Source organism: Peptoniphilus raoultii, from assembly GCF_900099555.1.
Classification (GTDB): Bacteria; Bacillota; Clostridia; order Tissierellales; family Peptoniphilaceae; genus Peptoniphilus_A; species Peptoniphilus_A raoultii.
Genome location: NZ_FMWM01000002.1, coordinates 987552 through 1013001, shown reverse-complemented (window position 1 = coordinate 1013001; position 25450 = coordinate 987552). Strand labels below are relative to the sequence as shown.

Genomic DNA, 25450 nt, shown 5'->3' with positions numbered 1-25450 from the left:
CTTAAGTGGCAGTTTTTTTATCCTTCAATTATCTCTGCATTATCTATATTTTTAAACCTATTTCCATTTTTTATCCATAAATTTCCAATGGTGTAGACAATATATATCAATAGATTATAGATGGCAAAGACTAGAATTAAATATAAAATTCTTGGTATAGATGCAAAATATTCTGTAAAAATTGGACTTTCATTTAGGTAGGCATAGTTTGCTCCAAGGACATCATTTAAAACTAGGGAAAATAAAATCTGAAAATTTGCTACGTAATACATGAACTTTAAGTCCCCAGCAGAAAAACTATAATTATCTACAAAAATAAATATTGCCGCTGTCCAGAGAATAGCTGCATGGGTCATAAAAAAGCTAATAAACATGGCATGGGGAAAATTGTAAGGCATAATATCTGTCACAATTAGGGGAATAATCCCGCCTATTGAACCCCAATAAATATTTATGGCCTTTAATTTGTAAGAAGAAAAAATTAGGGCAAATAAACCTGCCAAAAGGGCAACCCTACAAGTATATAGTGGAAGCAAATCCTTTATACTATAATAGGCATTTGCCAGGAAAAAATAATAAAAAATAAATTGCTGTATTAAAATAAGTCCTATTAAAAAAATTCTAAGTCCCCTGTTTAATTTCATGTCTTTCCTAATTTCAAACCTATTTTTATAAATTAAATAGCAACAGAAAAATATGAAAAAAACTATTACAATATGGGTCAAGCTAAAATTTTTAAACCTAACCCCATCTTCTTCAAGTCTAAAAAAATAATCCCAATAAGCTTTCATTTGCCACCCACCTTTTATTTAACTCTATTATAATATAATAATATAAATATGCCGTCAAAAGACGGCAAATTTTCCTTAATATTTACTTAAAAATTCATTAATTTTTGGTGCCACTATATTTGAACTATTTCTACTGACAAAAACACCAATATGACCAGTACTTATTTCCACAAGCTCCTTGTCTTTTGAAGAAACTGCATCCATAATTGGCCTTGTGGCAGCTGGTGGAACTTGATTGTCCTTTTCTCCTAAAATCGCAAGTAAGGGGCAAGAAATTTCTTTTAAATCAACAAGTCTGCCGCCAAGTTCAAATTCGCCTTTTATTAAAGCATTTTTATGGTACATGGCATCAATAAATTCTTCATATGCCCTGGCAGCTTGATCAGGAGAATCAAAAATCCATTTTTCCATCCTCAAAAAGTTAGCAAGTTTATTTTCATCATCAAGTGAATCTATAACCCCAATATATTTGTCAAGCATTAGGTCAACTGGTTTTAAAAATACAAAACCTGCATTCATAAATTCACCAGGAATATTTCCAAAAGCATCTACCATATTATGAGGATTTAAATATTTGCCCCACTTGAAAAGAAGTCCGTCATCAGTTGAAAAATCAACAGGAGTAACAAGGCTCACAAGGGCATTTACCTTATTTTGATTTAAAGCTGTATAAATATAGGAAAAAGTCCCTCCTTGGCAAATTCCCATAAGATTAATTTTTTTAAGGTTGTGGTGTTCTCTTATTAAATCCACACAATCATTTATATATCCGTCAATATAATCATCAATACCAATATACTTGTCATCTGCAGTTGGGTAACCCCAGTCAATTATATAAAGATCTTGACCGCCCTTAAGCAAATCTTTTACTAAAGACCTATCTTGATTTAAATCCATCATATACTGTTTATTTACAAGGGCATAAATTATAAGGGTCGGGATTTTATTTACCTTGTCCTCTTCAACCAGAGGCCTATAATGAAATAATTTCATCTTATCTTGATGGTAAATTAAATCCTTTGGTGTTTGATCTGACCCACTATAGTCAACATTTGTAAGAGTGTCAATCCCTTTTAAAATCTTGTCAAAGGCATCAAAAGAATCCGCTATTGATTTATCATATTCTATTCCAAAAAAATTTTCCAAATTATAACCTCCTCTTAGTCCTCTGTCATAGCTTGTTCATCTTTTTCTCTTAACATTTTCTTTAATTGTCTAACTTCTTTTTTCAGCTCATAAACTGACTTGTAAAGAGAATCCATATCCTCATTAGTAGGAATTGGTAAATTTTTTAGGCCCTCTATAATAAGCTTATCAAGATCCTTTTTAAGTACTGTTAGTGAATCTACAAAGTTCCCTAAAAACTTTGAAAACTCGTCTGAGTAAAATAATTTATCAAAATTATCTGATACTTTCTTTCTCCAGTAATTATAAAATTCTTCAAAAGTTGCAGAATTTTTGCCCTCCTTAATCATATTAAAGGATTCTTTAATAACTTCTTCTGTAGAGTCATCAACTAATTTATAAAGCTTTAAAGAAAGCTCTGCAAAATAATTTATAAATTTAATAAACTTGTCAAAAGTTTGCATATTATTTTCATATTGATTTCTGTCAATTCCAAATTGAGGAGAATTTAAAAGTTTGGCAAAAGTCTTGTCATAGTTTTCCTTCCAAATGTTGAAAAATTCAATAAAACCTTCAGGATCAGACAAAGCTCCCTTCATAAAATAGTCCATTAAATTTTCTGCAGTATCTAGCCAAGGACCATAAATTAAATTAAAAGTTTCATTATAAGTCTTATTTAAATTAAAGGCCTTTTTAAAAACTTCCTGCAAATCCAAGGGCAAAAGAGGGAATAAGTAATTGTTTATAGTTTTTAGACCCTCTCTTTTAAAGTCTTCTATAACTTTTTTTGCATTTTCAAGACTAGGCTCAAGTCCACTCTTATAAATTTCCTTGTAGCTTAAATATAATTTATAGTAAATATCACTTGAACCCTTAATCTTTGCCATTACTTCCATAGGAGAACCTTCGTAGTTAAAAAATCCCTCTTTTTTATAAAATTCCATCATACTTTCATAGGTCTTAAAGGGATTTATTGCATCGCCCCAAAAAAAGTCCTGATAATTTTTTCCATAATCTCCCCACATATCCATTAATTTTTTTTGTGATTTAAAATATTCTTCAAAAGGATTAAAATCTTTTTCCACTTAATTACCTCCTTATAAGTTCAATTTCTTGCTTAGCCATAATCAAAGGCTATTTTTTATATATACCCTTATTTTATTAATTTATTAGAAAGAAGCAAAAAATTTTGATTTTTTGGGCAAAAATAAAATCATAAATTTTTTTACAAGACTAGAAAAAAGAGGGACTTCCCTCGCTTGCACTTATTGAGTGTGGACTGTCCCTCTTTCTTTTAATCTTTTTTATTTGACCGCAAAATAAAATGCAGTTTCTTATTTTTAATATCTTTTTAATTACTTCATTGCATTGTAAGTTTCTTCGTTATAAGGAACTTTAATTTCTCCTGAAATTATTTTTTCAGTAAGTTCAGGAATCTTGTCAAGTATTTCTTTTTTAACGTGTTTGTCAGAAGTTGGTGCAATACCTACTGCTCCTTCATCTGCTAAACCAAATTCAATTGTTTTTCCACCTTCAAATTTGCCTTCAGCCATTGTTTTAATTACATTGTAAACAGCAACGTCAGCATTTTTCATTGCAGAAGTTAAAACATTGTCCGGACCAACTTCATATTGGTCTTTGTCAACGCCAATTGCCCACATTGTTTTGTCTTTTGTTGCATCTTTTGCTGCTGCAATAACTCCGTCTCCAGCTCCACCTGCTGCGTGGAAAACAACGTCAGCACCATTTTGGTACATTGTTAGGGCAATTGATTTTCCCTTTTGAGCATCTGTAAATCCACCAACATATTGGCTCATAATTTCAATGTCTACTCCTCTTTCCTTTGCTGCGTAATCAACACCAGCCTTGTAGCCATATTCAAATCCCCAAATAATATTTCCTTCTAGACCACCAACAAATCCTACTTTATTTGTTTCTGTTGTCATACCAGCAATATAGCCAACTAAGAATGAAGGTTCTTGTGCTCTAAACATAATTCCTAAAAGATTTGATGGCGCTTCTTTTGTTCCTTCAGCTGTTGGATCAACATCAACTATTGCATAATTAATTTCAGGGTAAGATTCTGCAGCTGCAATTATTGCATCACCCATTTTAAATCCAGCACCGATAATTAAATTCTTATCTTGATCTGTAAAAGTTTCAAGATTTGGAACATAATCCGCTGCTTGTTTAGATTCCAAATAAGAGCTTTCAATTCCCATGTCAGCCTTTGCTTTTTCAATACCTTCTTTTACACCTTGGTTAAAAGATTGGTCATTAAGTCCGCCTTCATCAGTAACAAATCCAACATTAATGCTTGAGCCGTCAACAGCTTCGCCACTTGTTTCTGTAGTTTCAGTTGCTTCTTCTGCACTGGCGTTTTCTCCTTCTGCTGCAGTGCCTTCATTTTTTCCACCACAAGCAACTAAAGCCATTAGTGCTATAAGTAGAAATAAGATTAATGATTTTTTAAATTTCATTTTTCCCTCCTAATTTTCTTTCTTTTAATTATAATATATGTAAAATATTTTTACAATTGTTGTAAATTTTTTTTCCATAAAAAAATCCACATGAAGTGGATTAATTTTTAAAGAAAAGCTCTAGGAACTATAAATAATATTAAGCAAATAGCAAAATACACAATTGTGTAGGCTAAAGATTGCTTTAAATCCTTTGTTTCAATTTTTAATTCGTCTTTAGTCAATAATTTTGATAAATAGCTTGCTATAAATCCAAGGATTGGATAAATAATAAGTATTGCGATAGTTCTTGTTCCCTTACCTATAAATCTGTAAAATGTTGGAATCATTACAAACATAGGAATTAAATAATATAAGTTATTTTTCTTGTTAAGCCAAATTAGCAAGCAGACAAAGGCTATGCATCCTAAAAAGATAATTGTTGAAATGGTGTTAAGAATATTTATCCTTGAAACAAATTTATCATTAATAAGTTCCAGTTTATTTACATAATATCCTGAGTCATTAAAGGCTTCTTTAAGTGAATCTGTTGACTTAGTTGATTCTCTAAAATCACTCATTCTAGCATTAGTAATGAAAACTGAAGTGTCTTCAACCTTTCTGCCACCTGAAAAATATAAGCTACTTACCTTATAATAAACAGTAAAAGAATAGGGTGCCTTTTCTTCTATTAAAGGAATTCTTATTGTTGAAAGAGGCGTAAACTTATCATCCTTCTTATAAAAATCTTTTAATTTAAGCTTGGCCGTGAAAAGAGTATTATTTACTTTTTCATAATCTCCCTTAAGACTTGCAATAGATTTTATGGGTGTTATTTCGTTATTAAAGAAAATTTGTCTAACAGGTAGACCCATAATTCTTGCCGTAGATTCTTCTCCTTTATAATTAAAGCTTATATCATATTTTATTAAATTTTCCTTGCCATCTTTTTCAACGCTTCTACTAACTACAAGGTTTTCTATATTTGTAGGATTTTGAAATATAATTCCGTTAAAATATTTTTCCTCGCCTGAAGCAGGCCACAGTAAATCTTTACTGAAAAATTGAGTTAGAGAAAATAATATTAAGACTAAAAAAAATACTGCAAATATTATATATTTTTTTACTTTATCACTCATTTTCTACCTCCAAATGAAAACATTTCACTTATTTATTATAATAACATAGCTAAAGAATAAAATAAACAAAAACTTTCTATTTATCAAATAGAGAGTATGTTTTCATTACTAAAAATAAAATTTATGAGCTGGCATTAATTTCAGTCCATGCTTTATCGTATAATTTTACGGCATCTCCAATATCAACAAAAGTTTCCATATTATTTAGACTGTCCATATCTGGATAGGCAACTTTAGAATTTTTAATTTCATCAGGCAAAAGATCCTTAACTCCCTTTACTGGAGAAGTATATCCTTTACAATAATTTACATTTTTAACTTGCACTTCTTTATTAAGCATATAGTTTATAAATTTGTGAGCCCCACTTGGATTTTCAGAATTTTTTGGAATAACCATAGCATCAATCCACATATTTGAACCTTCTTTTGGAATGACATAGTCAAGAGATTCATTTTGGCTCATCATTAGTAGGGCATCTCCAGAATACATTAGAGATAAATTAGCATCTCCTGAAACTACAACATCACGGCCATCATCATCCATATAGGCATAGACAATTTTCTTTTGATCAATAAGGGATTTCTTTGCTTCTTCAATTTCTTTTGGGTCAGAAGAATTTAAAGAGTAGCCAAGTCTTTTTAAGGCACATCCAATTGTATCTCTTTGAGAATTATACATTATTATTTGATCAGTATAGGCTGGGTCCCATAAAACGTCCCAAGAGTCAACTTTCCCCTTTACAAAATCCTTATTGTAAATTATGCCAAGAGTCCCCCAAAAATATGGTACTGAATATTTATTTTCTTTGTCATAGGAAGGATTTATTAAATTATCTTCCACTTCTTTAAAGTTTTCGATTTGTGAAAAATCAAGTTCTTGTAAAAAGTCTCCTTTGATTAATTTTTCAATCATATAATCAGAAGGCACTAAAACATCATAAGTATCTTGAGATTGAGTTACTTTAATATACATATCTTCATTTGAAGCAAAGGTAGAATAGTTAACTCTAATACCTGTTTCCTTTTCAAAGTCCTTTAAAATTTCAGGATCAATATATTCTCCTGCATTATAGACACTTATTGTTTCCTTGGCAGATGAATTTGAACATCCGCATAAAAATAATAGGGTGATAATTGGTAATAAAAATAATTTTTTCAAGCACTCAACTCCTTTAATTTATTTTCGCTCCTCCTATTTATAATGACTAAAAGTATTAATAAAACTATTAGCATAAGTGTTGAAAGAGCATTTATAGAAGGGTTAATTCCCTTTCTTGCCATTGAATAAATTGTTATTGAAAGATTTGTAACTCCCCCTCCTGTATTGAAAAAGGAAATTACAAAATCATCTATAGAAAGCGTAAAGGCCATAAGTGCCCCCGTTAAAATTGAAGGCATAATTTGTGGTATTACAACATTTTTTATAGCATAAAATGGTTTGGCTCCAAGATCCATGGCAGCCTCCAAGGTATTTTTGTCAAGCTGATTTAGCTTTGGCAATATTGATAAAATTACATAGGGTATGCAAAAAACTATGTGAGATATTATCATTGTCGTATAGCCCATTCTAACCTGTAAAAGTCCAAAAAATCCCATAAGGGCAACTGCCGTAACTATATCAGGATTTAAAACGGGCAGGTAATTTATATTTAAGATAATTTTTTTCTTCATGCCCCTCATTTCGTGGATGCCAATTGCTGCAAAAGTCCCTGCAATTGTTGAAATTACAGTTGCAACAAGAGCCACAATAAGAGTTGTCCTAAGAGAAGATAAAATTGCTGGGTCCTTAAAAAGATTTTCATACCATTTAAAGGTAAAGCCAACCCATTTTCCCCTTAATTTTGAATCATTAAAGGAAAAAATTATAAGGATTGCAATTGGTGCATATAAAAATAGGAAAACTAATAATAAATAAATTCTATCAATCAATTTCTTCATATTCAAACTCCTCCTCTCTTAATGGACTCTTTCTTTTCCCCTTGAAAAGTCCGGGAATAACCATAACTAAAAACATAATAATTATTAGAATAAAGGAAACTGCAGATCCAAAACCCCAATCTCCCGTAAAGGTAAACTGCTTTTCAATTAAATTTCCAATTAGATAGAAATTATTTCCACCCAGTAAATTTGGAATAACAAAAGTTGAAATTGCAGGAATAAAAACCATTGTTATGCCAGTGTATATTCCAGGAAGGGACAAGGGAAAAATAACCTTTAAAAAAACTTTCATGTCATTGCAGCCTAAATCCTTTGCTGATTCTATAAGTCTTTTATCAATTTTTAGAAGAATTGTATAAATGGGAAGAACCATAAAGGGCAAAAAATTATAGACCATACCAATCATAACGGCCTTCATATTAAACATTATGTCAAAAGGACCAAGGCCAATTAAGGCAAAGGCCTTATTAATAAATCCATTTCTACCAAGCAGACTTAGCCATGCATAAGTTCTTAAAAGAAAATTCATCCACATGGGAATAATAAAAATTAAAATTAAATTGTTCCTAGTATTTTCCTTAAATTTCGTAATTATATAGGCTAGTGGATAGCCAATTAAAAGACAAAGTAAAGTTGAAAGACCAGCAAGTCCAATAGAAACTAAAAGGACTTTTAAATATAGGCTTTCAAAAAATTTGCTGTAATTTGAAAGGGTACAGGAAAAATCTAAGATTTCCCTGTTGCCATTTAAAGAATAAGCTAAAATTAATGCTAGGGGAAAGACAATAAAAACAATTCCCCATAGGCCATAAATATAAGAATATTTCTTCATAGGTCACCTACTTTAATCTCATTACATGGATTAAATCTGGTTCAATTATAATTCCAACTTCCTCGCCAGCTTCATTTTTTACTGTGGACTGCACAAGCCATTCAAAGCCTTGACAGGCAACAGTCATTTCATAATGTACACCATAAAAAACCTGGTTTGTAACAATTCCCTTAAGCATGCCCTCTCCTCTTACAAGTTTTACATCTTCAGGTCTAATTACAATGTCAACATCTTCATTTTTTTCAAAACCCTTGTCCACACATTCAAAAACGTGACCTAAAAAATCAACCTTATAGTCACAAAGCATCCTGCCCCTAATAATATTTGATTCCCCAATAAAATCAGCAACAAAAGCATTGTTGGGTTCGTTATAGATGGAAATTGGATCTCCCATTTGCTGAATTTCTCCATCGTTTAAAACTATTATTGTATCAGACATAGACAGAGCTTCTTCCTGATCGTGAGTTACATATATAAAAGTAATTCCAACTTGCTTTTGAATTTTTTTTAGTTCTATTTGCATATCTTGACGAAGTTTTAAATCCAAAGCCCCGAGAGGTTCGTCGAGTAAAAGGACATCTGGTTCATTAACAAGAGCTCTTGCAATGGCAATTCTTTGCTGTTGACCCCCTGAAAGTGATTCAATATTCCTATCTTCAAAGCCAAATAAATTTACAAGTTTTAGGGCTTCCTTCACTTTTTTGTCAACTATCTTTTTTTCCAGTTTTTTTATTTTTAAGCCAAAGGCCACATTGTCATAGACATTTAAATGAGGAAAGAGGGCATACTTTTGAAAAACGGTATTAATCCTTCTTTCATAGGGCTCATCATCAGTAATGTCCTTGCCCTTAAAAATAACTCTTCCCTTATCAGGGCTTTCAAAACCACCAATAATTCTTAAAATTGTAGTTTTTCCACAGCCAGAAGGACCAAGAAGAGTTAAAAATTCATTTTCCCTAACAGTCATATTAAAATCTTTTAAAATTACATTATCTCCAAAAGATTTTTCTATATTTTTAAGTTCAATAACAATATTATTTTTCATCAAAACCCCCTAGAAATTTGGAGGAGCACTAATCCAAAGAACTGTACTTTCGAAACTTGATTTATTTTCCAGAAAATGAGGCCTGTTGGCTTCAAAATAAAAAGTTTCTCCCTTTTTCAGTTCGAATTTTTTGTCCCCATAATTTAAAACAATTCTTCCCTTTAAAACATATCCCAAAACTTCTCCTTCAAAGGGATCGACTTTTTTTGAAAGTCCACCTGATTTAAGAGAAATTAGTGTAGGCTCCATCATATTTTTTTGAGCATTTGGCACAATCCAGTTAATTAGATAGCCAAGTTTTGGGTCTTCATATTCAAAATAATCACCATCATTAAAAATAATCTTTTCATTTTTATCCTTAGAAAAAAATTCAGATGCTGATGTTCCTAAAGCTTCCAAAATGTCAAAAAGAGAATCAACTGACGGTGAAGTTAAATCTCTTTCCACTTGAGATATAAAGCCCTTTGTCAGTTCACTTCTTGTTGCCAGTTCTTCTTGCGTTAGGCCATTTGCAACTCTTAGTTCTTTTAATTTATTCCCTATTTGCAAATCGTCATCTCCCGTTAAACATTTTACTTAAATTATTAAACCAAATTGAGTATAATAATTTATTTTAAAAATGTCAAGTGGTTTAAGATATTAAATTTAAAATTTATTATAAAATTTTTATTTAACTTAAGTCTATGCTATAATTTACTTATGAAAAAAAGATATAATTCCATTGATTTTTTAAGGGGATTTACAATTATAAATATGATAATTTACCATTTAATCTTTGATTTGGAAAATATTTATGGCTTTAGTTTCCCCTACAATTTTTTTTATTATCAGCAGTATATATGTATGTCCTTTATTTTTATTTCAGGCCTTTCCTTAAATTTTTCAAGGCTTGATTTTAAAAAAATCTTTGTCCTAGGGCTTTCATCTTTAGCCATAACTTTAGGATCATATTTTTTTATGAGGGCTTATGCAATTTATTTTGGTATAATTCACTTTTTCTTTTTTGTCAATATAATTTTTTATATTTTCAAAAATCCTCTTAAAAAATTAAATCCATATTTTGCCTTTTTCCTATTTCTTGCTCTCTTTTTATTTTTTAGGACAATTTATGGAGGAAGTCTTGCCTTCGGACTAATAAATTTGCCTGCCTATCTTTATGAATACAATTTATTTTTCCTTGGTCTTCCGGCAAAGACTTTCACATCAGGAGATTATTTCCCTCTTATCCCTTGGATATTTTTGTTCCTTTCGGGCTTTTACTTCTTTTCCTTTGTTAAAGTCCAAAAAAAAGAAGCCTCCCACAATATTATTAATATTATGGGTAGGCATTCACTTTTAATTTATTTACTTCATCAAGAAGTTTTGCTTCTAATTCTTAAAATTCTGCTTAGATAATTAAAATCCACCACCTGCTCCGCCGCCGCCAGATCTTCCACCGCCGCCAAAGCCTCCAAAACCACCGCCGCCTCGGAAGCCTCCGCCTCCGAATCCGCCGTAAGGACCAAAAAATATTGTGGGCATTCTTCTCTTTCTTCCACCTCTGCCGCCGCCAGAGCCAAAAATTCTAAAGATAATATAAATTATAAACATTAAAATTATTAGAGACGAAATTGAAATATCTTCATCACTTTCTTCAGTAAATTCTCCTGGATCTCTTTCATCTATATTAATGTCATATTCTTCTTCATAGAGTTTCAAAAGTTCATTATAGGCATATAAAATTCCCTTTTCAAAACCCACTTCTCCCTTTGCTTCTTCATCTTGAATAATTTCCGCCATCCTTCTATAAATTCTTGAAGCCTTGGCATCAGTTATAAAACCTTCTGCTCCATAACCTGGTTCAATTTGAATCTGTCTATCTTTATTTAAAAGGAGAAGTAAACATCCATTATCCTTCCCCTTTTCTCCAAGATCCAAATCATCAAAAATCTCCGTTGCATAGGTTTTTGAATCTTCACCGTTACTTGTAGGTATAATGACAATGGCAATTTCACCGCCAGTTTTTTTCTGAAGGTCATAGCAGGTCTTATTTAAATAAGACTTAGCATCCTCAGACAAAATTCCCTGCCTATCATAGACATTGTAGTCCATTTGATTTTTGTCTATTATAAGGGAAAATACCGGCAAAGTAATTAATGTTATTAAAAGAAAAATAACTAAGAGTTTTTTCTTCATAAGTCACCTAAAATTCTACTTTTGGAACTTCTTTATCTGCTTCTGAAATTTCAAAATATTCCATATCTTCAAATCCCAAAAGTCCTGCTATTAAATTAGTTGGAAATCTCTTTCTAGCCTTGTTATAAACTGTTACACTTTCATTATATCTCTGTCTTTCAGTTGAAATTCTATTTTCAGTTCCTTCGAGTTGTGATTGAAGGTCAAGGAAATTTTCATTTGCCTTAAGTTCTGGATAGGCTTCAACAACAACATTAATCGCTCGACTTAGCTCATCATTTGCTTCAGCAAGTTCTTTAGGAGTCTGTGCATTTTGAACTCCTGCCCTAGCCTTTGTAATTTGAGTTAAAGTATCTGATTCATGTTTTGCATATCCCTTAACTGTAGCTGTTAAATTTGGGATTAAATCAGCACGTCTTTTAACCTGATTTTCAACTTGAGCCCACGCATTATTAACATCTTCTCTTAAATTCATTAGGCTATTATACTGCCTAGCAAGGACAAGGCCTATAATAACAACAATTGCTATTAAAACAATTATGCCTACTGCTCCTTTATTCTTTCTCATTACTACCTCCTATTTTTATTATCTTCATATTATTTATTGCATCTTCAACGAGTGTTTCTATATTTAAATTTTCTTCCGATTTTTCCATATCCTGAAGTCTTGGTCTTAAAGAAGGGTGCTTTGGCAAAAATACTGTGCAGCAGTCTTCATAAGGAAGGATGGAAGTTTCGTAAGTTCCAATTTCTTCGGCAATTCTTATTATATCCATTTTATCCATACCAATTAATGGCCTAAAGACCAATTTATTTGTTATGGCATCTGTAACTTTAAGTCCGTCAATAGTTTGAGATGCAACCTGTCCCAAATTTTCTCCTGTAATGATGGCATCATAGGAATTTTTTTCACTTAAACTATGGGCAATTCTCATCATAAATCTTCTTGAAATTAAGGTCATTTCATCTTCTGGACAGTTTTTATTAATTTCCTTTTGAATATTTAATAAATTTACAGAAAACATAGTCATCTTTCCAGAATAGGATGCAACAATTTCTCCAAGTTTTTTTACCTTTTCCTCTGCCCTTTCAGAAGTAAAGGGATAAGAATGGAAATGCAAAAGATCAAGGGCAATTCCCCTTTTTGCCATTAAAAATCCAGCAACTGGCGAATCAATTCCTCCCGACAAAAGAAGAAGACCTCTGCCATTTGTGCCTTGGGGCAGTCCCCCATAGGCCCTTATTTTTTTGGTATAAATATAAGAATAATCTTTTTTGAAGTCCAAATAAATATTTAAATCCGGCTTATGAACGTCAACTTTTAAAGGATAATTCTTTAAGACAAAGGCTCCTAAATTTCTTGAAATTTCCATAGAATTTAAGGGATAGGACTTGTAGGCCCTTTTAGTTAAAACCTTAAAAGTTTTATAAGAATTTTCTGAAAGCTCCTTGTCAAGAATTTCCCTTAAAGCCTCTTTTATTTTTTCCTCATCTGTTTCTATCCTATAGGAAGGACTCATATAGACAATTCCAAAAACGTGTTTAAGCCTATTTATAATTAAATCTTCATTTTCATAAACTTCTACATAAACTTTACCCATATTATGGTAGACTTTACCATGAGGCAAATCTTTTATATGTTTTTCTACTTGTGAAATTAATTTTCTCAAAAATTGATTTCTATTTTTACCCTTGAGAATTAACTCTCCTAGGGACATGGAAATACATTTTTCCAATTAATCACCTGCCATTATATTTCTAATTTCATCTATATATTTTTTTAATTTAACTATAAAAATATCCAAATCTTCAAAGCTAATATCCTTTGAACTGCAAATTCTTATTGTGCCCTCAGCCAAATTATCGTCAAGGCCAATTGCCTTTAAAGTTTCTGACTTATGACTGCCATTTGAAGAGCAAGCAGAAGCCGTTGAAATATAAATTTCATCCCCTTCAAGATAGTGTAAAAGAACTTCTGCCCTAATATTTTTAAAGGATAGGCTTAAAATATAAGGTGAAGAATCATCCGGTGAATTTATTTTAAAATCTTTAATATTTTCAGAAACTTTTTCTATTAAATATTTTTTTAAGTCCCTTGCATGGGCATATCTTTCATCAAATTTTTCCCTATAAATCCTTGCAGCTTCTCCAAAACCTAAAATTCCTGGCACATTTTCCGTTCCCGACCTTAAATTTTTTTCTTGACCTCCCCCAATAACAAGGGGTTCAAGGATAAGACCTCTTTTTTTATAAAGAGCCCCAGCCCCCTTTGGACCATAAATTTTGTGGGATGAAAAGGAATAGGTATCAAGGTCAATCCTTTTTAAGTCTACAGGTATTTTCCCAACAGCTTGAACTCCATCACCATGAATCAAAATGTTCTTGTCCTTATTTTTTACAATCCTGCAAATTTTTTCCAAATCGTTAATAGTTCCAATTTCATTATTCACATGCATTAGGGAAACAAGAATTGTATTTTTATTAATAGCTTTTTCAAGTTCTTCAATTTTTACATGGCCAAATTCATCTACTGGCAAAAAAATTACCTTATAGTCAAGATTTTTGTAGTGTTTCAGCTGATCTAAAATTGATGCGTGTTCAATTGAACTTGTAATAATTTCCTTACCCTTTCTCTTATTTTTTTGAATAAGACCATGAAGGGCAATATTATTTGCTTCTGTTCCTCCAGAATTAAAATAAATATCTTCCTTATTAGCATTTACAAGCCTTGCCACATTTTCCCTTGCCCTGTCAATCTTCTTTTCAATTTCAAGGCCAAAGGAGTGGAGAGATGAAGGGTTTGCAAAATCTAAAGTCATGGCTTCAAGAGCCGCCTTTGCCGCCTCATCACAAGTTTTTGTAGCTGCACAATTGTCTAAATAAATCATTTATCACCCTATTAATATCTCAAGTCTTCATTAATTAAAAATATAAATGAATTTCCTCCCAAGGGATTTACATCCAAAAATAATTCTAAATTATTAGTATCTTCGTCAATAACCCTATTGTCACTTCTCTCCCCTTCAAGAATATCATTATTTATCCTTCTTGAATTTAGAGGAATGGCAATTTTATCAGCTCTAGAAATGGCTTACTCGCCATTTGTAACAATTTTATTTCTGCCAGCAAAAATAAAAAATTTTTAGTGCCATAGCAAATTGAAGAAATTCTATTTCCAATCCTATCCACAAAATAAAGTCTACAGTCAGAAGTAATTGCATTGGCAGAACTAACATAAAAATCAGATATTGCCGTATCTTTTAATGCCACTTTCCAGTTTTCATTCCAGTGCCAATAGCAGGGATTTCCCCTTTTCTTTAAAATATTATATAGATCTAATTCTTCAACAGTTTTTGAACCAGCAAAACCAAAAGACTTTCCGCTTCCTGCAAAATGAAGAAAATAATCAACTGCTTCGTCCCTATTTTCAAATAAATATGTAAAGAATCCGTTCTTTTCTAAAGAAGTCTTTGTTCTTATTAAATCAATCATATACGCTCTCTTTAAATATTATACTATTTTTTAAAGAATTTATAAATAGCTATTATTCATGTTATAATTTTCTTGGTGATTTAATGAAAAAATATATTTATAATTTGGAAAGTCCAAAAAAATATTCATATATTTCCATAAATACAACAGGTCTATCTTATAATAATTCTGAAATTTTTTCCATAGGAATTTTACTTGGTCATGAAAATAAGATCTGCCTTTTAATTATAGAAGACTTAAAGGAAGAAGAAAAACTTTTAAAAGAAACTCTAGAAATAATAAATGGAAATGATTTTATAGCCTATAATGGCGACTTTGTTAGAAATTTCTTAATGGCAAAAATATCCGCCTATAATCTGCCCGTAAATTTTGAAATTATTAGTCTTCTAAAAAGGCTGCGAACTTTTTCCTATATTTTTAAAAGCCATAGCTTTGCAAAATCCTCCATGGACGAATATTTCTCACTTCCAAAAGATGAACTTTCAGGAAAGGAACTAGCAAAAATAATTGATGACTATTTAAAGTTAAGGGATGAGAAAATTTTTGAAAAAATAAAGACCTATGCCTATAAAAGCCTTTTAGGTCTTGAAAATTTACACACAAAAATTGAAAACTTTTTAGAATCTTACTTAAATTTTTCTCTTAAAGATTATAGATTTTACATTGATGAAATTCTATTAATAAAAAATATTTTAACCATAACGGGAAGGTCAGACTATAAAAATTCCTACTTTTCGGCAAATGGACTTTATACCTTATCCCTTGGAGAAAATTTTAAAATCCAAATAAACTCCTTAAATAATCTCTATGATGAAAAAAATTACTGCTATTATGTCAAAAAAAAAGACTTTAAAGGCTTAAAAAATTCAGAAGTCCTTAAAAGTCCAAAAGAAATTTTAATTATATACTATAAGGATTATATAATAGAAAACATCTTAAATTTAATAAAATATATATTAGATAAAGAAATATAAAAAGCCGGGGACAGTCCGCAAGGGACAGTCCCCATTACAAAAAAGAAGTTAGCAGGACTGTCCTTTTAGTGCTGTCCTGCCTAAAATAAAAAAATAAATAAAAATATAAAGGGAGGACAGCCTTACGTAAATTTCGCCATGCTCAATTTACTAAAGACAGCCCTCCTAATATAAAAAAAGTAAAAAAATAAAAGGAGGACAGCCTTACATTCATTTGCATACGCTCATTCATATAAGGCAGCCCTCCTTTAATATCTTTTCAAAAACCAAATAACCTCGCCACAGCAGTAAAAGCCATACAAATCACAATTCCAAAAATAGTTGGCAATAAAAAGGCAAGAACAGTCCATTTAATGCTTCCCGATTCCTTATGAATTGTAAGAAGAGTTGTGCCGCAAGGCCAGTGCATAAGAGAAAATAAAATTACATTAATGGCAGTAATAATAGTCCAGCCATTTTGAACTAGCAAATTTCTCATAATATTTATATCGTCAATTTCAAGAAGCGATCCCTTAGAAAGATAAGTCATCACCATAATTGGAACAACAATTTCATTTGCAGGAAGCCCCAAAATAAAAGCCGTTAAAATTACACCGTCAAGACCCATAAGCCTTGCCAAAGGATCTAAAAATCCCACAAAATGATTTAAAATTGTATCTCCACCAAGGCTAATATTTGCAAGAACCCAAATAATAATTCCTGCTGGTGCAGCAACAACAATTGCCCTAGCCAAAACAAAAATTGTTCTGTCAAAAATTGATCTTACAATTACAGTCCCGACTTGTGGCGGTCTGTAGGGAGGAAGCTCCAAGGTAAAAGATGAAGGCATACCCTTTAAAAAAGTTTTTGACAAAAATTTTGAAGAAACAAGGGTCAAATAAATTCCCAAAATTATAACAAGAGCAAGGATTAAAGCTGAAACAAAGGATGAAACAAATCCACTTGCCATGCCCGTAACTAAAAACATGGTAATCGTTGAAATAATTGTAGGAAATCTGCCATTGCATGGCACAAAATTATTAGTAAGAATGGCAATTAACCTTTCTCTTGGCGAATCAATAATTTTGCAGCCCGTAACTCCTGCAGCATTACAGCCAAAACCCATACACATAGTCAGAGCCTGCTTGCCACAGGCTTTACATGATTGAAAGGCCTTATCCAAATTAAAGGCAACTCTTGGCAAATAACCAAAATCTTCAAGTAAAGTAAATAGTGGGAAAAAAATGGCCATTGGCGGTAACATTACAGAAATTACCCATGCCACAACTCTGTAAACGCCATAAATCAAAGGAGAATAAATGGTCTCTGGCACTCCAATACTTATTAAAAAATTTAAAATCTTATCTTCAAAAGAAAATAAAAAAGTGTTAATCATTTGCGAGGGCACATTTGCTCCGGCAATTGTAATCCAAAAAACCCCAAGAAGGAGAAGAAACATTATTAAAAATCCGCTACTTTTGCCAGTGAAAACCCTATCAAGACTTCTATCCAAATAATTATAGTCTTCTCTTTCATAGGTCGTAACACCATCACAAATTTTTTCAGATGTCATAACAAAGGCATTTGCAATTTCATCTCTAATTTTTTCCTTGCTAAAATTTTTATCCCTTAGCCTTTCCCATGATACCTTTAAAGCATCAAGAAGATTTTTTTCTTCATATATATTTATTCCCAAATATTTTTGGCAAGATGCAAAAAAAGTCCCGTCTTCTTCCAAAAGCCTTATGCTGGCAAAACGAGTGGGCAGTTTTTCTTGAAAAACTTTTTTAACCTCACCACTTAAATTTAAAATTTCCTCCTCAATTTCATCTGGATAAGAAACCATAAATTCTAAAGGCTTTTTAGCTTTCAGCTCTTCAAGGGCAGGAAAAATTTCATCAAGACCATTCCCATTTCTTGCAGCAGTTCCAATAACAGGAATTTTTAATCTTTCTCTTAATTTATCTAAGTCAATTTTTATTTTTTTCCTCTTGGCTTCATCAAGGAGATTTACACACAAGATAACATTTGGTGTAGTTTCCATAATTTGCAAAAGTAAATTCATATTTCTTTCAAGAGTTGTGGCATCACAAATTACAATAACAGCATCGGGACTTTCAAAACAAATAAAATCTCTTGCAATCTCCTCTTCTTCTGAATGAGCAAGAAGAGAATAGCATCCAGGAAGATCGACAAGTTCATAATTTTTGTCATTATTTTTTACGCTTCCCCTTGCACATTCAACAGTTTTGCCTGGCCAATTACCAGTGTGCTGTTTAAGACCAGTTAAGGCATTAAAAACCGTTGACTTGCCAACATTTGGATTTCCTGCCAGTGCAACAACATTTGTCATAATTCCACTTCCCTTACTAAAACTTCTTTGGCATCAATTTGGCGAATGGCAATAACTGCCCTTCTAATTAAATAGGCAGTGGGATCACCCATTGGCGAATGACTTAGACATTTTATTTCTGTTCCCTTAATCATACCAAGGTCTTGAAGCCTTCGTCTGATTTTTAAATCGGCAGTAAATCCAGTAACAATTACAGATTGACCTTCCTTTGCTTCACTTAAATTCATAATTACTCCTAAGTATTAATTAATATTTTAATCATAGATTGCAACCTGCAAATATTTTAAAATGAAAAACTGTGTGCTAAATAAAATGAATAAAAATTTTGCAAGTGAATTAAAATAACCTATTTATTAGGTTAGGCTAACTTAATAAATTCATAATATACTTATTTATAAAATTTGTCAATAAACTTATGTAGTAATGAAAATGGTGGCCATAAGCAAGGCTATAGTCCCAAGAATTTTTTTATTTTTTTATTTTTGAGGGACTGTCCCTTTTTTGTTTAATTTTTTTTCTAATTTTCTTTGTGTAATGGGGACAGTCCCCGGCATTTTTTAAGCAAGACCGATCTGCATTGTTTTTCATGTTAGGCTAGCTTTCTATTATTTTTAAAATTTTAATAAAAATTTTCAAAAACACTAGCAACTTTCCTACCCTATTTCTATATATATAACAGGAGGTGAAAAAATGGCAAATCAAATTATGACAAGAAGGCTTAAAAGTAAATTTGACAACGGCTTAAATGAAAACGGCAGAAAGTCAACTAAAACCATAAGCCTTGCAAGATTAAACGAAAATGTTACTGATGATAAGGCCCTACAAACGGGCAATCTTTTATCAAAAATTATTGGTAAAAATTTAATCTCTGTAACAAAACTATCAGAAGTCGAAATTTTAAACAAAGAAGAAAAGTAATTTAAAGAAAGGAGAAAAAAATGAACAAAACATTAAGACTTGAATTTGTTGATGCGAACGGCAAAAAATGTAGCATATCAATATCTGATCCCAAAGATAATGTAACAAAAATTGATGCAAGTGAATTTGGAACATATCTTGTAAATGAAAAAATTGTAGCTGCTAAAGATGCTGCACTTGAAAGCTATCAAAAAGCCTTTTTAGTAACTCGCCAAGAAATTGAACTTGTATAAGAGGTGACTTATGGCTGATGAATTAATATCAAACATTGCAAATATAGGATTTCCAATTGCTATATCCTGCTATTTGCTTGTAAGATTGGAGAAAAAACTGGAGGAACTCAACTCAAGCATATCAGAGCTTACTAAAGCTCTTGATGCAATGAAACTTAAATAGGAGGACTGTCTTATATGAATGAGCGTATGCAAATGAATGTAAGGCTGTCCTCCTTTTATTTTTTTATCTTAGGATTTATGAAGGACTGTCCCTCTTTAATTCAATTATTTATTGTTTTTTTAATTTCTTTTTTTAATGAGGACAGTCCGTACTCTACGAGTACAAGCATGGCTACAGTCTCCAGCATTTTACAAAATTTTTAGCCATAAAAAAGGGATAGTCAAAACAAGACCATCCCCAAAAAATTTAATTCAAATTATTTTACATTAATAGTAACAGTTCTATTATCTTCATTCCATTCAATATCTTGATTAATACCGTCTTTAGTATTTCCGTTAGTCAAAGAGAAAATATTAGCAATATTAGTAATAGGAAGTAAAATTCTATTTTCAACCATTAAAGGTTTAGAATCCATAGTTACAAGCTTATTTTCAATTCCATTAGCCTTATCATTAATAACAATATCGTTACCATCAATTTGAATACTTGCAGTCTTAGAACCCTTTGTAAAAGTTGCAGTTCTAGAATCTTTATTCCATTCAACTTCTGCCCCAATCATTTCAGCAACTGCTCTCATTGGAAGAAGAGTTCTGGAATTTTTAATAGTAGGAGCAGCGTCAAAAGTATAAGCCTTGCCATTATTGTCAGTATAAGATTTTGAACCTATGGTTAAAACAAAATATTTATTTGTAGAAACAGCAGGTTTATTAACCACTCCGCCCTTAACTTCATAAACAGTAGAAGATTCTTTCTTTCCTGATTCAGTAGCCTTAATAGTTAGCTTTTCGCCGCCAACAACAGACTTAGTAAGTGAAACTGAAAAAGATCCATTTGAAGAAGCAGTAGCTTCACCAATATTTTTATTAACACCATCAAAAACAGAAATTTTTGCATCCTTACCGGCAACACCAGAAATAGTGCTTGCTCCATCCTTAACTTCGCTAGTAATTACTGGAGCAACAGAAAATTCATTACTTGTTTCAGTCTTTGATTCAGATTTTTTGCCGTCAGTATAAAATTCTAAATAGGATCTTGAATCAATATATCTGTCAGTTTTTAAAGTAAAATATCCGTCCTTATCTGTATTTGTTGTGCCAAGATAATAATTTCCGTCATAAACAGAAACTTTTGTATTCACATAATCAGAAAGTCTTCCTGAGACTTCATAAGATTTTGTAGAAATTCCTGTTGGATAAACTCTCTTTGCATCTTTTTCTCTTAAATATGAATAGTTACTGCCATAGATATAGTATCTTGAAGATTCACGATAATTGTCCCTTGCATAAAGATAAGCATCTCTGTCTAAAGTCCTTGACAAACTAAAGTCAAAGTATCCATCGCTATCACTCTTACCAAGTCTTATATTTTCATATCCATTATAAATATAAACATCAACATTTGGAGCAGTTCTGCCAGAAATTTTCTTGTCAGAATAAGAAACATTAGAAAAATCATTATTATAATATCTATCCCTATAATAATAGTCCCTATAATCTCCATAATATCTGTAATTATGATCTCTTAGATATGAATCCCAATCATAATCTCTGTTGTACAATTCTCTTCTGTAATTATAATTTCTTTCATCTTTAATCTCCTTGCCAGTTAAAGGATCAGTCTTGGCAAAAATCGCAGAAGGAAGAGCTGAAAGCATTAAACCAGCAAGAGTAATTGAAAGGTATTTTTTTAAATTTTTATTCATAATTCCCTCCTATAAGTTAATAATTATATAATACTACAAACATTGCCATTTTTGGAGCATTAAATCTGAAAATTTTGTGAAAGTTTAATTAAGATTTTATTAATAATAAAGAATGTGAGGGACTGTCCCTCTTTAGTTCTTAAGGACAGCCCTGCATTTTTTAGGATGGCTGTCTTTAGTAAATTGAGCATGGCGAAATTTACGTAAGGCTGTCCTCCTTTTTTATTTTTATTTATTTTCTTTACATTTTTGTTTTCAGCAGGACAGTCCTGCTGAAAAGGGGACAGTCTCAGGCATTATCCCCCTGCAAGTTTTTTAATAGGGACAGCTTAGCATCTCCTAAACGCAAAAAGAAATTATGTTCTGAATATTTGTAAAAACATATTGCAATTTTTAAACTTATGTTCTATAATCGTATAAAGACCAAAAAGGTCTGGCTAGCCAACAAAAAAATAAAATAAAAACAAAAAAATACTTAAGTAAAAATCAAAACAAAATTACGAATAAACAGAGAAAACCAGAGGTTAATATGGAAAACACAAAATATAAAATTAGAAAGGCTGATTATAATAAGGAGAATAAAATAAAAATAATGTCAGAACAAAATAATTCACATAAGCTAAATACCTACGAAAACTTTAACCATAGCTTAAATCTTGCACTTTTGGGCGATGGCAAGGCAAAATTCGACCTTCTCACCATGCTAAGTCCCTTAATCAAGGCATCTATTAAAAAATATTGCCCCATATATAAGGACTATGAAGATTTGTACCAAGATTGCAATTTAATAATCTTAGAAAGTTTAGAAACATTTGACGGGAAAAGATCATTTTTAAAATACATTAAATCTTATATAAAATACTATCTCCTTGACACCTTAAAATATATTAAGGCAGAAAAAGAAGTGCCAAGAAGAGATGAAGAAGGAAATGATCTCCTTGAAAATATAAAATCAGAAGAAGATATTGAAGAGGACTATATTAAAAAGAAGGGGCATGAAAAATTAAACCTTGCCTTAAAAAGCCTACCCCCAAGGCAAAAGATGATAGTTTATAACTTTTATTACAAAAAAATGAGCCTAAAGGCAATAGCCAAGGAAATGGGAATTTCCAAATGGACAGTAGTCGCTGCAAAAAATCAGGCTCTTAAAAATTTAAGGAGGAATTTTAATGATAATTGAAAAGAAATTAATAAAATATAACTTTCACAAAAGAGGCGGCACAAATATAAAATTTATTGTGATTCACGACACCGCAAATCCAAGAAAGGGAGCAGATGCCCTTGCCCACTATAGATATTTTAATGGTGGCAACAGGCGTGCCAGCGCCCACTATTTTGTTGATGACAAAAGGATTGTGGAGCTTGTGGAAGATGCTAACGCATCATGGCACTGTGGCGACGGCAGAGGACGCTTTGGCATAACAAATAATAACTCCATTGGAATTGAAATTTGCATAAATGAAGATGGCGATTATAAAAAGGCAGTGGAAAATACCCTGCCCCTTGTGAGGGAACTTATGGAGTTTTATAGGATCCCCCTTGCAAATGTTGTAAGACATTATGATGCGTCAAGAAAAATTTGCCCACGATCAATGTCTGAAAATGGCTGGGCAGCATGGTGGGAACTTAAGAAAAGAATTTGAATTATTAGGAGGAGCTGTCTTCATTTTTTATTTTAGGAGGGCTGTCTTTAGTAAATTGAGCATGGCGAAATTTACGTAAGGCTGTCCTCCTTGTTTTATTCTTATTTATTTTCTTCACATTTTTGTTTTCAGCAGGACAGCCCTGCATTCTTTAGGAGGGCTGTCTTTAATAAATTGAGCATGGCGAAATTTACGTAAGGCTGTCCTCCTTGTTTTATTCTTATTTATTTTTTTCACATTTTTTGTTTTTTGTAGGACAGCCCTGCAAAGTTTAATTGGGACAATCCTCAATGGACAGTCCCCCTGCATTTTCAAAATTTTGCAAGTTTTATAAAGGCTTTTCTTCTCCTGTGTAGTGTCCCCATCCGTTCTTTTCGGCTTCTGCCACTAACTTTTTAATATAAGCTATTGANTTTTTTATTTTAGGAGGGCTGTCTTTAGTAAATTGAGCATGGCGAAATTTACGTAAGGCTGTCCTCCTTGTTTTATTCTTATTTATTTTCTTCACATTTTTGTTTTCAGCAGGACAGCCCTGCATTCTTTAGGAGGGCTGTCTTTAATAAATTGAGCATGGCGAAATTTACGTAAGGCTGTCCTCCTTGTTTTATTTTTCTTTATTTTCTTCACATTTTTTGTTTTTTGCAGGACAGCCCTGCAAGTTTTTAGAAGGGCTGTCTTTAATGAATGAGCATGGCGAAATTTACGTAAGGCTGTCCTCCTTGTTTTATTCTTATTTATTTTCTTCACATTTTTGTTTTTAGCAGGACAGCCCTGCAAGTTTTTTAGGAGGGCTGTCTTCGGTTTTTTTATCTTAGGAGGGCTGTCTTTAGTAAATTGAGCATGGCGAAATTTACGTAAGGCTGTCCTCCTTATTTTATTCTTATTTATTTTCTTCACATTTTTGTTTTCAGCAAGACAGCCCTGCAAAGTTTAATGGGGACAGTCCCCAGTTTTTTTGTTTGAGGGACTGTCCCTCTTTAGTATCTATTCTTCTCTTTTCAAATAATCAAGATATATTTCCCTTGCCTTTTTAAAATCTGGGTTTAAAATTCCTAAAACATAGTCTGCATCAACAATTCCCTTCTCATCTGTAATATAATTTTTGTGGGATGTAAATTCAAATGTGAATTTTTGGTCTAAACCTGCCTTTTCAGGATTTTGATGAATATATTTTATGACTTCTAAAAGATATTCATCTTCGCCGCAGGCTTTTGAATTGTATCTGCCTTGGAAAACTCTGCCTGTTCTTTTATATTTTTTATTGTAATAATATGTATATTTTTGCTGGATATTTTGCATGGCTTTTGAAAGTTTTTCATTTTCTATTTTTAATAAGATATGGGCATGATTATCCATTATTGCATAGGCTAGAATTTTAAATTTATATTTTTCTCTAGCTTCTGTGATTATTTTAAGGTATGTTTCTTTTTCTTCTTTTGTTTTGAATATATATTCTTTGTTGTTGCCTCTAACGTAAATGTGGTAGATCCCGCTTTCAGCATATTGTCTTGGTGTTTTTTTCATTTTTTAACCTCGATTTTATTATAGCATATTTTTTATGTTAGGAGGTCTGCTGTGCTTTTTTTATCTTAGGATGACTGTCTTCGGTTTTTTTTTATCTTAGGAGGGCTGTCTTTAATGAATGAGCATTAGCGAATGAATGTAAGGCTGTCCTCCTTGTTTTATTTTTCTTTATTTTCTTCACATTTTTGTTTTTAGCAGGACAGCCCTGCAAGTTTTTTAGGAGGGCTGTCTTCGGTTTTTTTATCTTAGGAGGGCTGTCTTTAGTAAATTGAGCATGGCGAAATTTACGTAAGGCTGTCCTCCTTGTTTTATTCTTATTTATTTTCTTCACATTTTTGTTTTCAGCAGGACAGCCCTGCATTCTTTAGGAGGGCTGTCTTTAATAAATTGAGCATGGCGAAATTTACGTAAGGCTGTCCTCCTTGTTTTATTCTTATTTATTTTTTTCACATTTTTTGTTTTTTGTAGGACAGCCCTGCAAAGTTTAATTGGGACAATCCTCAATGGACAGTCCCCCTGCATTTTCAAAATTTTGCAAGTTTTATAAAGGCTTTTCTTCTCCTGTGTAGTGTCCCCATCCGTTCTTTTCGGCTTCTGCCACTAACTTTTTAATATAAGCTATTGAAGGTATTCTTGTTTGTCCTCTCACTGGCAAAAGATGTCCTTCTGGGTCCCTCCACATAAACCTATATCCATATTCAGAATTACCATCTCCATAATCAAATTTGCAATAATGAAAGCATAATATGTATTCTCCTTCTTTTCCTATTTCTGCTTCATGAATTATTTCTACTCTACCTGCCATAATTTTCTCCTTTCTACTTTTATTCTCTTTAATTTTTTTGTTTAATGGGGACAGTCCCCTGCATCTTTGGGTTTTCTTATCTTGGGATGGCTGTCTTTAATGAATGAGCATTAGCGAATGAATGTAAGGCTGTCCTCCTTGTTTTATTCTTATTTATTTT

Annotated in this window: 28 protein-coding genes; 7 read left to right on the top strand and 21 right to left on the bottom strand. The window is 31.8% G+C overall.

Features of this window, described 5'->3' with window-relative positions:
• Positions 1–17 precede the first annotated feature (17 nt).
• The 10 genes from BQ4446_RS04910 to BQ4446_RS04865 all read right to left on the bottom strand — a co-directional run bounded on the left by BQ4446_RS04910 (position 18) and on the right by BQ4446_RS04865 (position 9878).
• The gene (locus BQ4446_RS04910; RefSeq protein WP_071027150.1) at positions 18–791 is read right to left on the bottom strand and encodes a TMEM164-related integral membrane acyltransferase; all 774 of its coding nucleotides are present in this window, start codon (positions 789–791) and stop codon (positions 18–20) included.
• 75 nt (positions 792–866) lie between these two features.
• Entirely contained in the window at positions 867–1937 is a 1071-nt protein-coding gene (gene phaC, locus BQ4446_RS04905; RefSeq protein WP_071027148.1) for a class III poly(R)-hydroxyalkanoic acid synthase subunit PhaC, read from the bottom strand.
• 14 nt (positions 1938–1951) lie between these two features.
• On the bottom strand, positions 1952–3001 hold the full coding sequence (locus BQ4446_RS04900) for a poly(R)-hydroxyalkanoic acid synthase subunit PhaE (RefSeq protein WP_071027146.1): 1050 nt from the start codon (positions 2999–3001) through the stop codon (positions 1952–1954).
• Positions 3002–3271: 270 nt separating this feature from the next.
• Positions 3272–4396, bottom strand: a complete 1125-nt coding sequence (locus BQ4446_RS04895) for a BMP family lipoprotein (RefSeq protein ID WP_071027144.1) — start codon at positions 4394–4396, stop codon at positions 3272–3274.
• Positions 4397–4503: 107 nt separating this feature from the next.
• Complete coding sequence (locus BQ4446_RS04890) at positions 4504–5514, bottom strand: hypothetical protein (RefSeq protein ID WP_071027141.1); 1011 nt, start codon at positions 5512–5514, stop codon at positions 4504–4506.
• A gap of 121 nt (positions 5515–5635) precedes the next feature.
• The gene (locus BQ4446_RS04885) at positions 5636–6673 is read right to left on the bottom strand and encodes an ABC transporter substrate-binding protein (RefSeq protein WP_071027139.1); all 1038 of its coding nucleotides are present in this window, start codon (positions 6671–6673) and stop codon (positions 5636–5638) included.
• Positions 6670–7452, bottom strand: coding sequence for an ABC transporter permease (locus tag BQ4446_RS04880; protein ID WP_071027137.1), 783 nt, complete (start codon positions 7450–7452; stop codon positions 6670–6672). The genes BQ4446_RS04885 and BQ4446_RS04880 overlap by 4 nt, the downstream gene beginning before the upstream one ends.
• Entirely contained in the window at positions 7436–8284 is an 849-nt protein-coding gene (locus tag BQ4446_RS04875; protein ID WP_071027135.1) for an ABC transporter permease, read from the bottom strand. The genes BQ4446_RS04880 and BQ4446_RS04875 overlap by 17 nt, the downstream gene beginning before the upstream one ends.
• Positions 8285–8291: 7 nt before the next feature.
• Entirely contained in the window at positions 8292–9329 is a 1038-nt protein-coding gene (potA, locus tag BQ4446_RS04870) for a spermidine/putrescine ABC transporter ATP-binding protein (RefSeq protein ID WP_071027133.1), read from the bottom strand.
• 9 nt (positions 9330–9338) lie between these two features.
• Positions 9339–9878, bottom strand: coding sequence for a helix-turn-helix domain-containing protein (locus tag BQ4446_RS04865; protein WP_071027130.1), 540 nt, complete (start codon positions 9876–9878; stop codon positions 9339–9341).
• Positions 9879–10028: 150 nt separating this feature from the next.
• Between BQ4446_RS04865 and BQ4446_RS04860 the strand changes: the two genes are divergently transcribed.
• Positions 10029–10724 carry a heparan-alpha-glucosaminide N-acetyltransferase domain-containing protein gene (locus BQ4446_RS04860; RefSeq protein WP_071027128.1) on the top strand — a complete coding sequence of 232 codons (696 nt, stop codon included), beginning with the start codon at positions 10029–10031 and terminating at the stop codon, positions 10722–10724.
• Here BQ4446_RS04860 and BQ4446_RS04855 read toward each other — a convergent pair whose 3' ends face one another.
• From BQ4446_RS04855 to BQ4446_RS04835, 5 genes are all read right to left on the bottom strand, one after another.
• Positions 10725–11504, bottom strand: coding sequence for a TPM domain-containing protein (locus BQ4446_RS04855; protein WP_071027126.1), 780 nt, complete (start codon positions 11502–11504; stop codon positions 10725–10727).
• A 7-nt stretch (positions 11505–11511) separates the two neighbouring features.
• Positions 11512–12072 carry a LemA family protein gene (locus tag BQ4446_RS04850; protein ID WP_071027124.1) on the bottom strand — a complete coding sequence of 187 codons (561 nt, stop codon included), beginning with the start codon at positions 12070–12072 and terminating at the stop codon, positions 11512–11514.
• Positions 12059–13240 (bottom strand): tRNA uracil 4-sulfurtransferase ThiI, encoded by a 1182-nt coding sequence (gene thiI, locus BQ4446_RS04845; RefSeq protein WP_071027122.1) that lies wholly within the window; start codon positions 13238–13240, stop codon positions 12059–12061. The genes BQ4446_RS04850 and thiI overlap by 14 nt, the downstream gene beginning before the upstream one ends.
• Positions 13241–14392 carry a cysteine desulfurase family protein gene (locus BQ4446_RS04840; protein WP_071027120.1) on the bottom strand — a complete coding sequence of 384 codons (1152 nt, stop codon included), beginning with the start codon at positions 14390–14392 and terminating at the stop codon, positions 13241–13243.
• Between the two features lie 166 nt (positions 14393–14558).
• Entirely contained in the window at positions 14559–14996 is a 438-nt protein-coding gene (locus BQ4446_RS04835; protein ID WP_245149673.1) for an LUD domain-containing protein, read from the bottom strand.
• An 83-nt stretch (positions 14997–15079) separates the two neighbouring features.
• Here BQ4446_RS04835 and BQ4446_RS04830 point away from each other — a divergent pair, with 83 nt between their 5' ends.
• The gene (locus BQ4446_RS04830; protein WP_071027118.1) at positions 15080–15970 is read left to right on the top strand and encodes a ribonuclease H-like domain-containing protein; all 891 of its coding nucleotides are present in this window, start codon (positions 15080–15082) and stop codon (positions 15968–15970) included.
• Between the two features lie 259 nt (positions 15971–16229).
• Here the strand turns inward: BQ4446_RS04830 and feoB are convergent, their stop codons facing one another.
• Together feoB and BQ4446_RS04820 are read right to left on the bottom strand one after the other, a co-directional pair.
• Positions 16230–18302, bottom strand: a complete 2073-nt coding sequence (gene feoB, locus BQ4446_RS04825) for a ferrous iron transport protein B (RefSeq protein WP_071027116.1) — start codon at positions 18300–18302, stop codon at positions 16230–16232.
• Positions 18299–18529 carry a FeoA family protein gene (locus BQ4446_RS04820; protein WP_071027113.1) on the bottom strand — a complete coding sequence of 77 codons (231 nt, stop codon included), beginning with the start codon at positions 18527–18529 and terminating at the stop codon, positions 18299–18301. The genes feoB and BQ4446_RS04820 overlap by 4 nt, the downstream gene beginning before the upstream one ends.
• A 463-nt stretch (positions 18530–18992) precedes the next feature.
• On the opposite strand from BQ4446_RS04820, the gene BQ4446_RS04815 reads away from it, so the two are divergent.
• From BQ4446_RS04815 to BQ4446_RS08115, 3 genes are read left to right on the top strand one after another with little or no spacing between them, the layout of a single operon-like run.
• Positions 18993–19220, top strand: a complete 228-nt coding sequence (locus BQ4446_RS04815; protein WP_071027111.1) for a DUF1659 domain-containing protein — start codon at positions 18993–18995, stop codon at positions 19218–19220.
• Between the two features lie 20 nt (positions 19221–19240).
• Positions 19241–19453 carry a DUF2922 domain-containing protein gene (locus BQ4446_RS04810; protein WP_071027109.1) on the top strand — a complete coding sequence of 71 codons (213 nt, stop codon included), beginning with the start codon at positions 19241–19243 and terminating at the stop codon, positions 19451–19453.
• A gap of 10 nt (positions 19454–19463) precedes the next feature.
• Positions 19464–19616 (top strand): YvrJ family protein, encoded by a 153-nt coding sequence (locus BQ4446_RS08115; RefSeq protein ID WP_083329039.1) that lies wholly within the window; start codon positions 19464–19466, stop codon positions 19614–19616.
• Positions 19617–19872: 256 nt separating this feature from the next.
• Here the strand turns inward: BQ4446_RS08115 and BQ4446_RS08605 are convergent, their stop codons facing one another.
• Positions 19873–21318 (bottom strand): stalk domain-containing protein, encoded by a 1446-nt coding sequence (locus BQ4446_RS08605; protein WP_071027107.1) that lies wholly within the window; start codon positions 21316–21318, stop codon positions 19873–19875.
• A gap of 529 nt (positions 21319–21847) precedes the next feature.
• Here BQ4446_RS08605 and BQ4446_RS04800 point away from each other — a divergent pair.
• Positions 21848–22498: a sigma-70 family RNA polymerase sigma factor gene (locus tag BQ4446_RS04800; RefSeq protein WP_083329038.1), complete on the top strand. Its 651-nt coding sequence runs from the start codon at positions 21848–21850 to the stop codon at positions 22496–22498.
• Positions 22488–22961, top strand: a complete 474-nt coding sequence (locus BQ4446_RS04795) for a peptidoglycan recognition protein family protein (protein WP_071027105.1) — start codon at positions 22488–22490, stop codon at positions 22959–22961. The genes BQ4446_RS04800 and BQ4446_RS04795 overlap by 11 nt, the downstream gene beginning before the upstream one ends.
• A 504-nt stretch (positions 22962–23465) precedes the next feature.
• On the opposite strand, the gene BQ4446_RS04785 is transcribed toward BQ4446_RS04795, so the two are convergent.
• The 3 genes from BQ4446_RS04785 to BQ4446_RS04775 all read right to left on the bottom strand — a co-directional run bounded on the left by BQ4446_RS04785 (position 23466) and on the right by BQ4446_RS04775 (position 25290).
• Complete coding sequence (locus BQ4446_RS04785; protein WP_135100589.1) at positions 23466–23858, bottom strand: hypothetical protein; 393 nt, start codon at positions 23856–23858, stop codon at positions 23466–23468.
• Between the two features lie 87 nt (positions 23859–23945).
• Positions 23946–24485 carry a transposase gene (locus tag BQ4446_RS04780; protein WP_071027097.1) on the bottom strand — a complete coding sequence of 180 codons (540 nt, stop codon included), beginning with the start codon at positions 24483–24485 and terminating at the stop codon, positions 23946–23948.
• A 541-nt stretch (positions 24486–25026) separates the two neighbouring features.
• Positions 25027–25290: a hypothetical protein gene (locus tag BQ4446_RS04775; RefSeq protein ID WP_071027094.1), complete on the bottom strand. Its 264-nt coding sequence runs from the start codon at positions 25288–25290 to the stop codon at positions 25027–25029.
• Positions 25291–25450: the final 160 nt, after the last annotated feature.

Excerpts from the sequence above, each read along its gene's own strand:
- BQ4446_RS04910 (WP_071027150.1), bottom strand. The coding sequence starts at position 791 with ATGAAAGCTTATTGGGATTATTTTTTTAGACTTGAAGAAGATGGGGTT.
- BQ4446_RS04895 (WP_071027144.1), bottom strand. The coding sequence starts at position 4,396 with ATGAAATTTAAAAAATCATTAATCTTATTTCTACTTATAGCACTAATG.
- BQ4446_RS04890 (WP_071027141.1), bottom strand. The coding sequence starts at position 5,514 with ATGAGTGATAAAGTAAAAAAATATATAATATTTGCAGTATTTTTTTTA.
- BQ4446_RS04880 (WP_071027137.1), bottom strand. The coding sequence starts at position 7,452 with ATGAAGAAATTGATTGATAGAATTTATTTATTATTAGTTTTCCTATTT.
- BQ4446_RS04875 (WP_071027135.1), bottom strand. The coding sequence starts at position 8,284 with ATGAAGAAATATTCTTATATTTATGGCCTATGGGGAATTGTTTTTATT.
- potA (WP_071027133.1), bottom strand. The coding sequence starts at position 9,329 with ATGAAAAATAATATTGTTATTGAACTTAAAAATATAGAAAAATCTTTT.
- BQ4446_RS04860 (WP_071027128.1), top strand. The coding sequence starts at position 10,029 with ATGAAAAAAAGATATAATTCCATTGATTTTTTAAGGGGATTTACAATT.
- BQ4446_RS04855 (WP_071027126.1), bottom strand. The coding sequence starts at position 11,504 with ATGAAGAAAAAACTCTTAGTTATTTTTCTTTTAATAACATTAATTACT.
- BQ4446_RS04850 (WP_071027124.1), bottom strand. The coding sequence starts at position 12,072 with ATGAGAAAGAATAAAGGAGCAGTAGGCATAATTGTTTTAATAGCAATT.
- BQ4446_RS04840 (WP_071027120.1), bottom strand. The coding sequence starts at position 14,392 with ATGATTTATTTAGACAATTGTGCAGCTACAAAAACTTGTGATGAGGCG.
- BQ4446_RS04835 (WP_245149673.1), bottom strand. The coding sequence starts at position 14,996 with ATGATTGATTTAATAAGAACAAAGACTTCTTTAGAAAAGAACGGATTC.
- BQ4446_RS04830 (WP_071027118.1), top strand. The coding sequence starts at position 15,080 with ATGAAAAAATATATTTATAATTTGGAAAGTCCAAAAAAATATTCATAT.
- feoB (WP_071027116.1), bottom strand. The coding sequence starts at position 18,302 with ATGACAAATGTTGTTGCACTGGCAGGAAATCCAAATGTTGGCAAGTCA.
- BQ4446_RS04820 (WP_071027113.1), bottom strand. The coding sequence starts at position 18,529 with ATGAATTTAAGTGAAGCAAAGGAAGGTCAATCTGTAATTGTTACTGGA.
- BQ4446_RS04815 (WP_071027111.1), top strand. The coding sequence starts at position 18,993 with ATGGCAAATCAAATTATGACAAGAAGGCTTAAAAGTAAATTTGACAAC.
- BQ4446_RS04810 (WP_071027109.1), top strand. The coding sequence starts at position 19,241 with ATGAACAAAACATTAAGACTTGAATTTGTTGATGCGAACGGCAAAAAA.
- BQ4446_RS08115 (WP_083329039.1), top strand. The coding sequence starts at position 19,464 with ATGGCTGATGAATTAATATCAAACATTGCAAATATAGGATTTCCAATT.
- BQ4446_RS08605 (WP_071027107.1), bottom strand. The coding sequence starts at position 21,318 with ATGAATAAAAATTTAAAAAAATACCTTTCAATTACTCTTGCTGGTTTA.
- BQ4446_RS04800 (WP_083329038.1), top strand. The coding sequence starts at position 21,848 with ATGGAAAACACAAAATATAAAATTAGAAAGGCTGATTATAATAAGGAG.
- BQ4446_RS04795 (WP_071027105.1), top strand. The coding sequence starts at position 22,488 with ATGATAATTGAAAAGAAATTAATAAAATATAACTTTCACAAAAGAGGC.
- BQ4446_RS04780 (WP_071027097.1), bottom strand. The coding sequence starts at position 24,485 with ATGAAAAAAACACCAAGACAATATGCTGAAAGCGGGATCTACCACATT.
- BQ4446_RS04775 (WP_071027094.1), bottom strand. The coding sequence starts at position 25,290 with ATGGCAGGTAGAGTAGAAATAATTCATGAAGCAGAAATAGGAAAAGAA.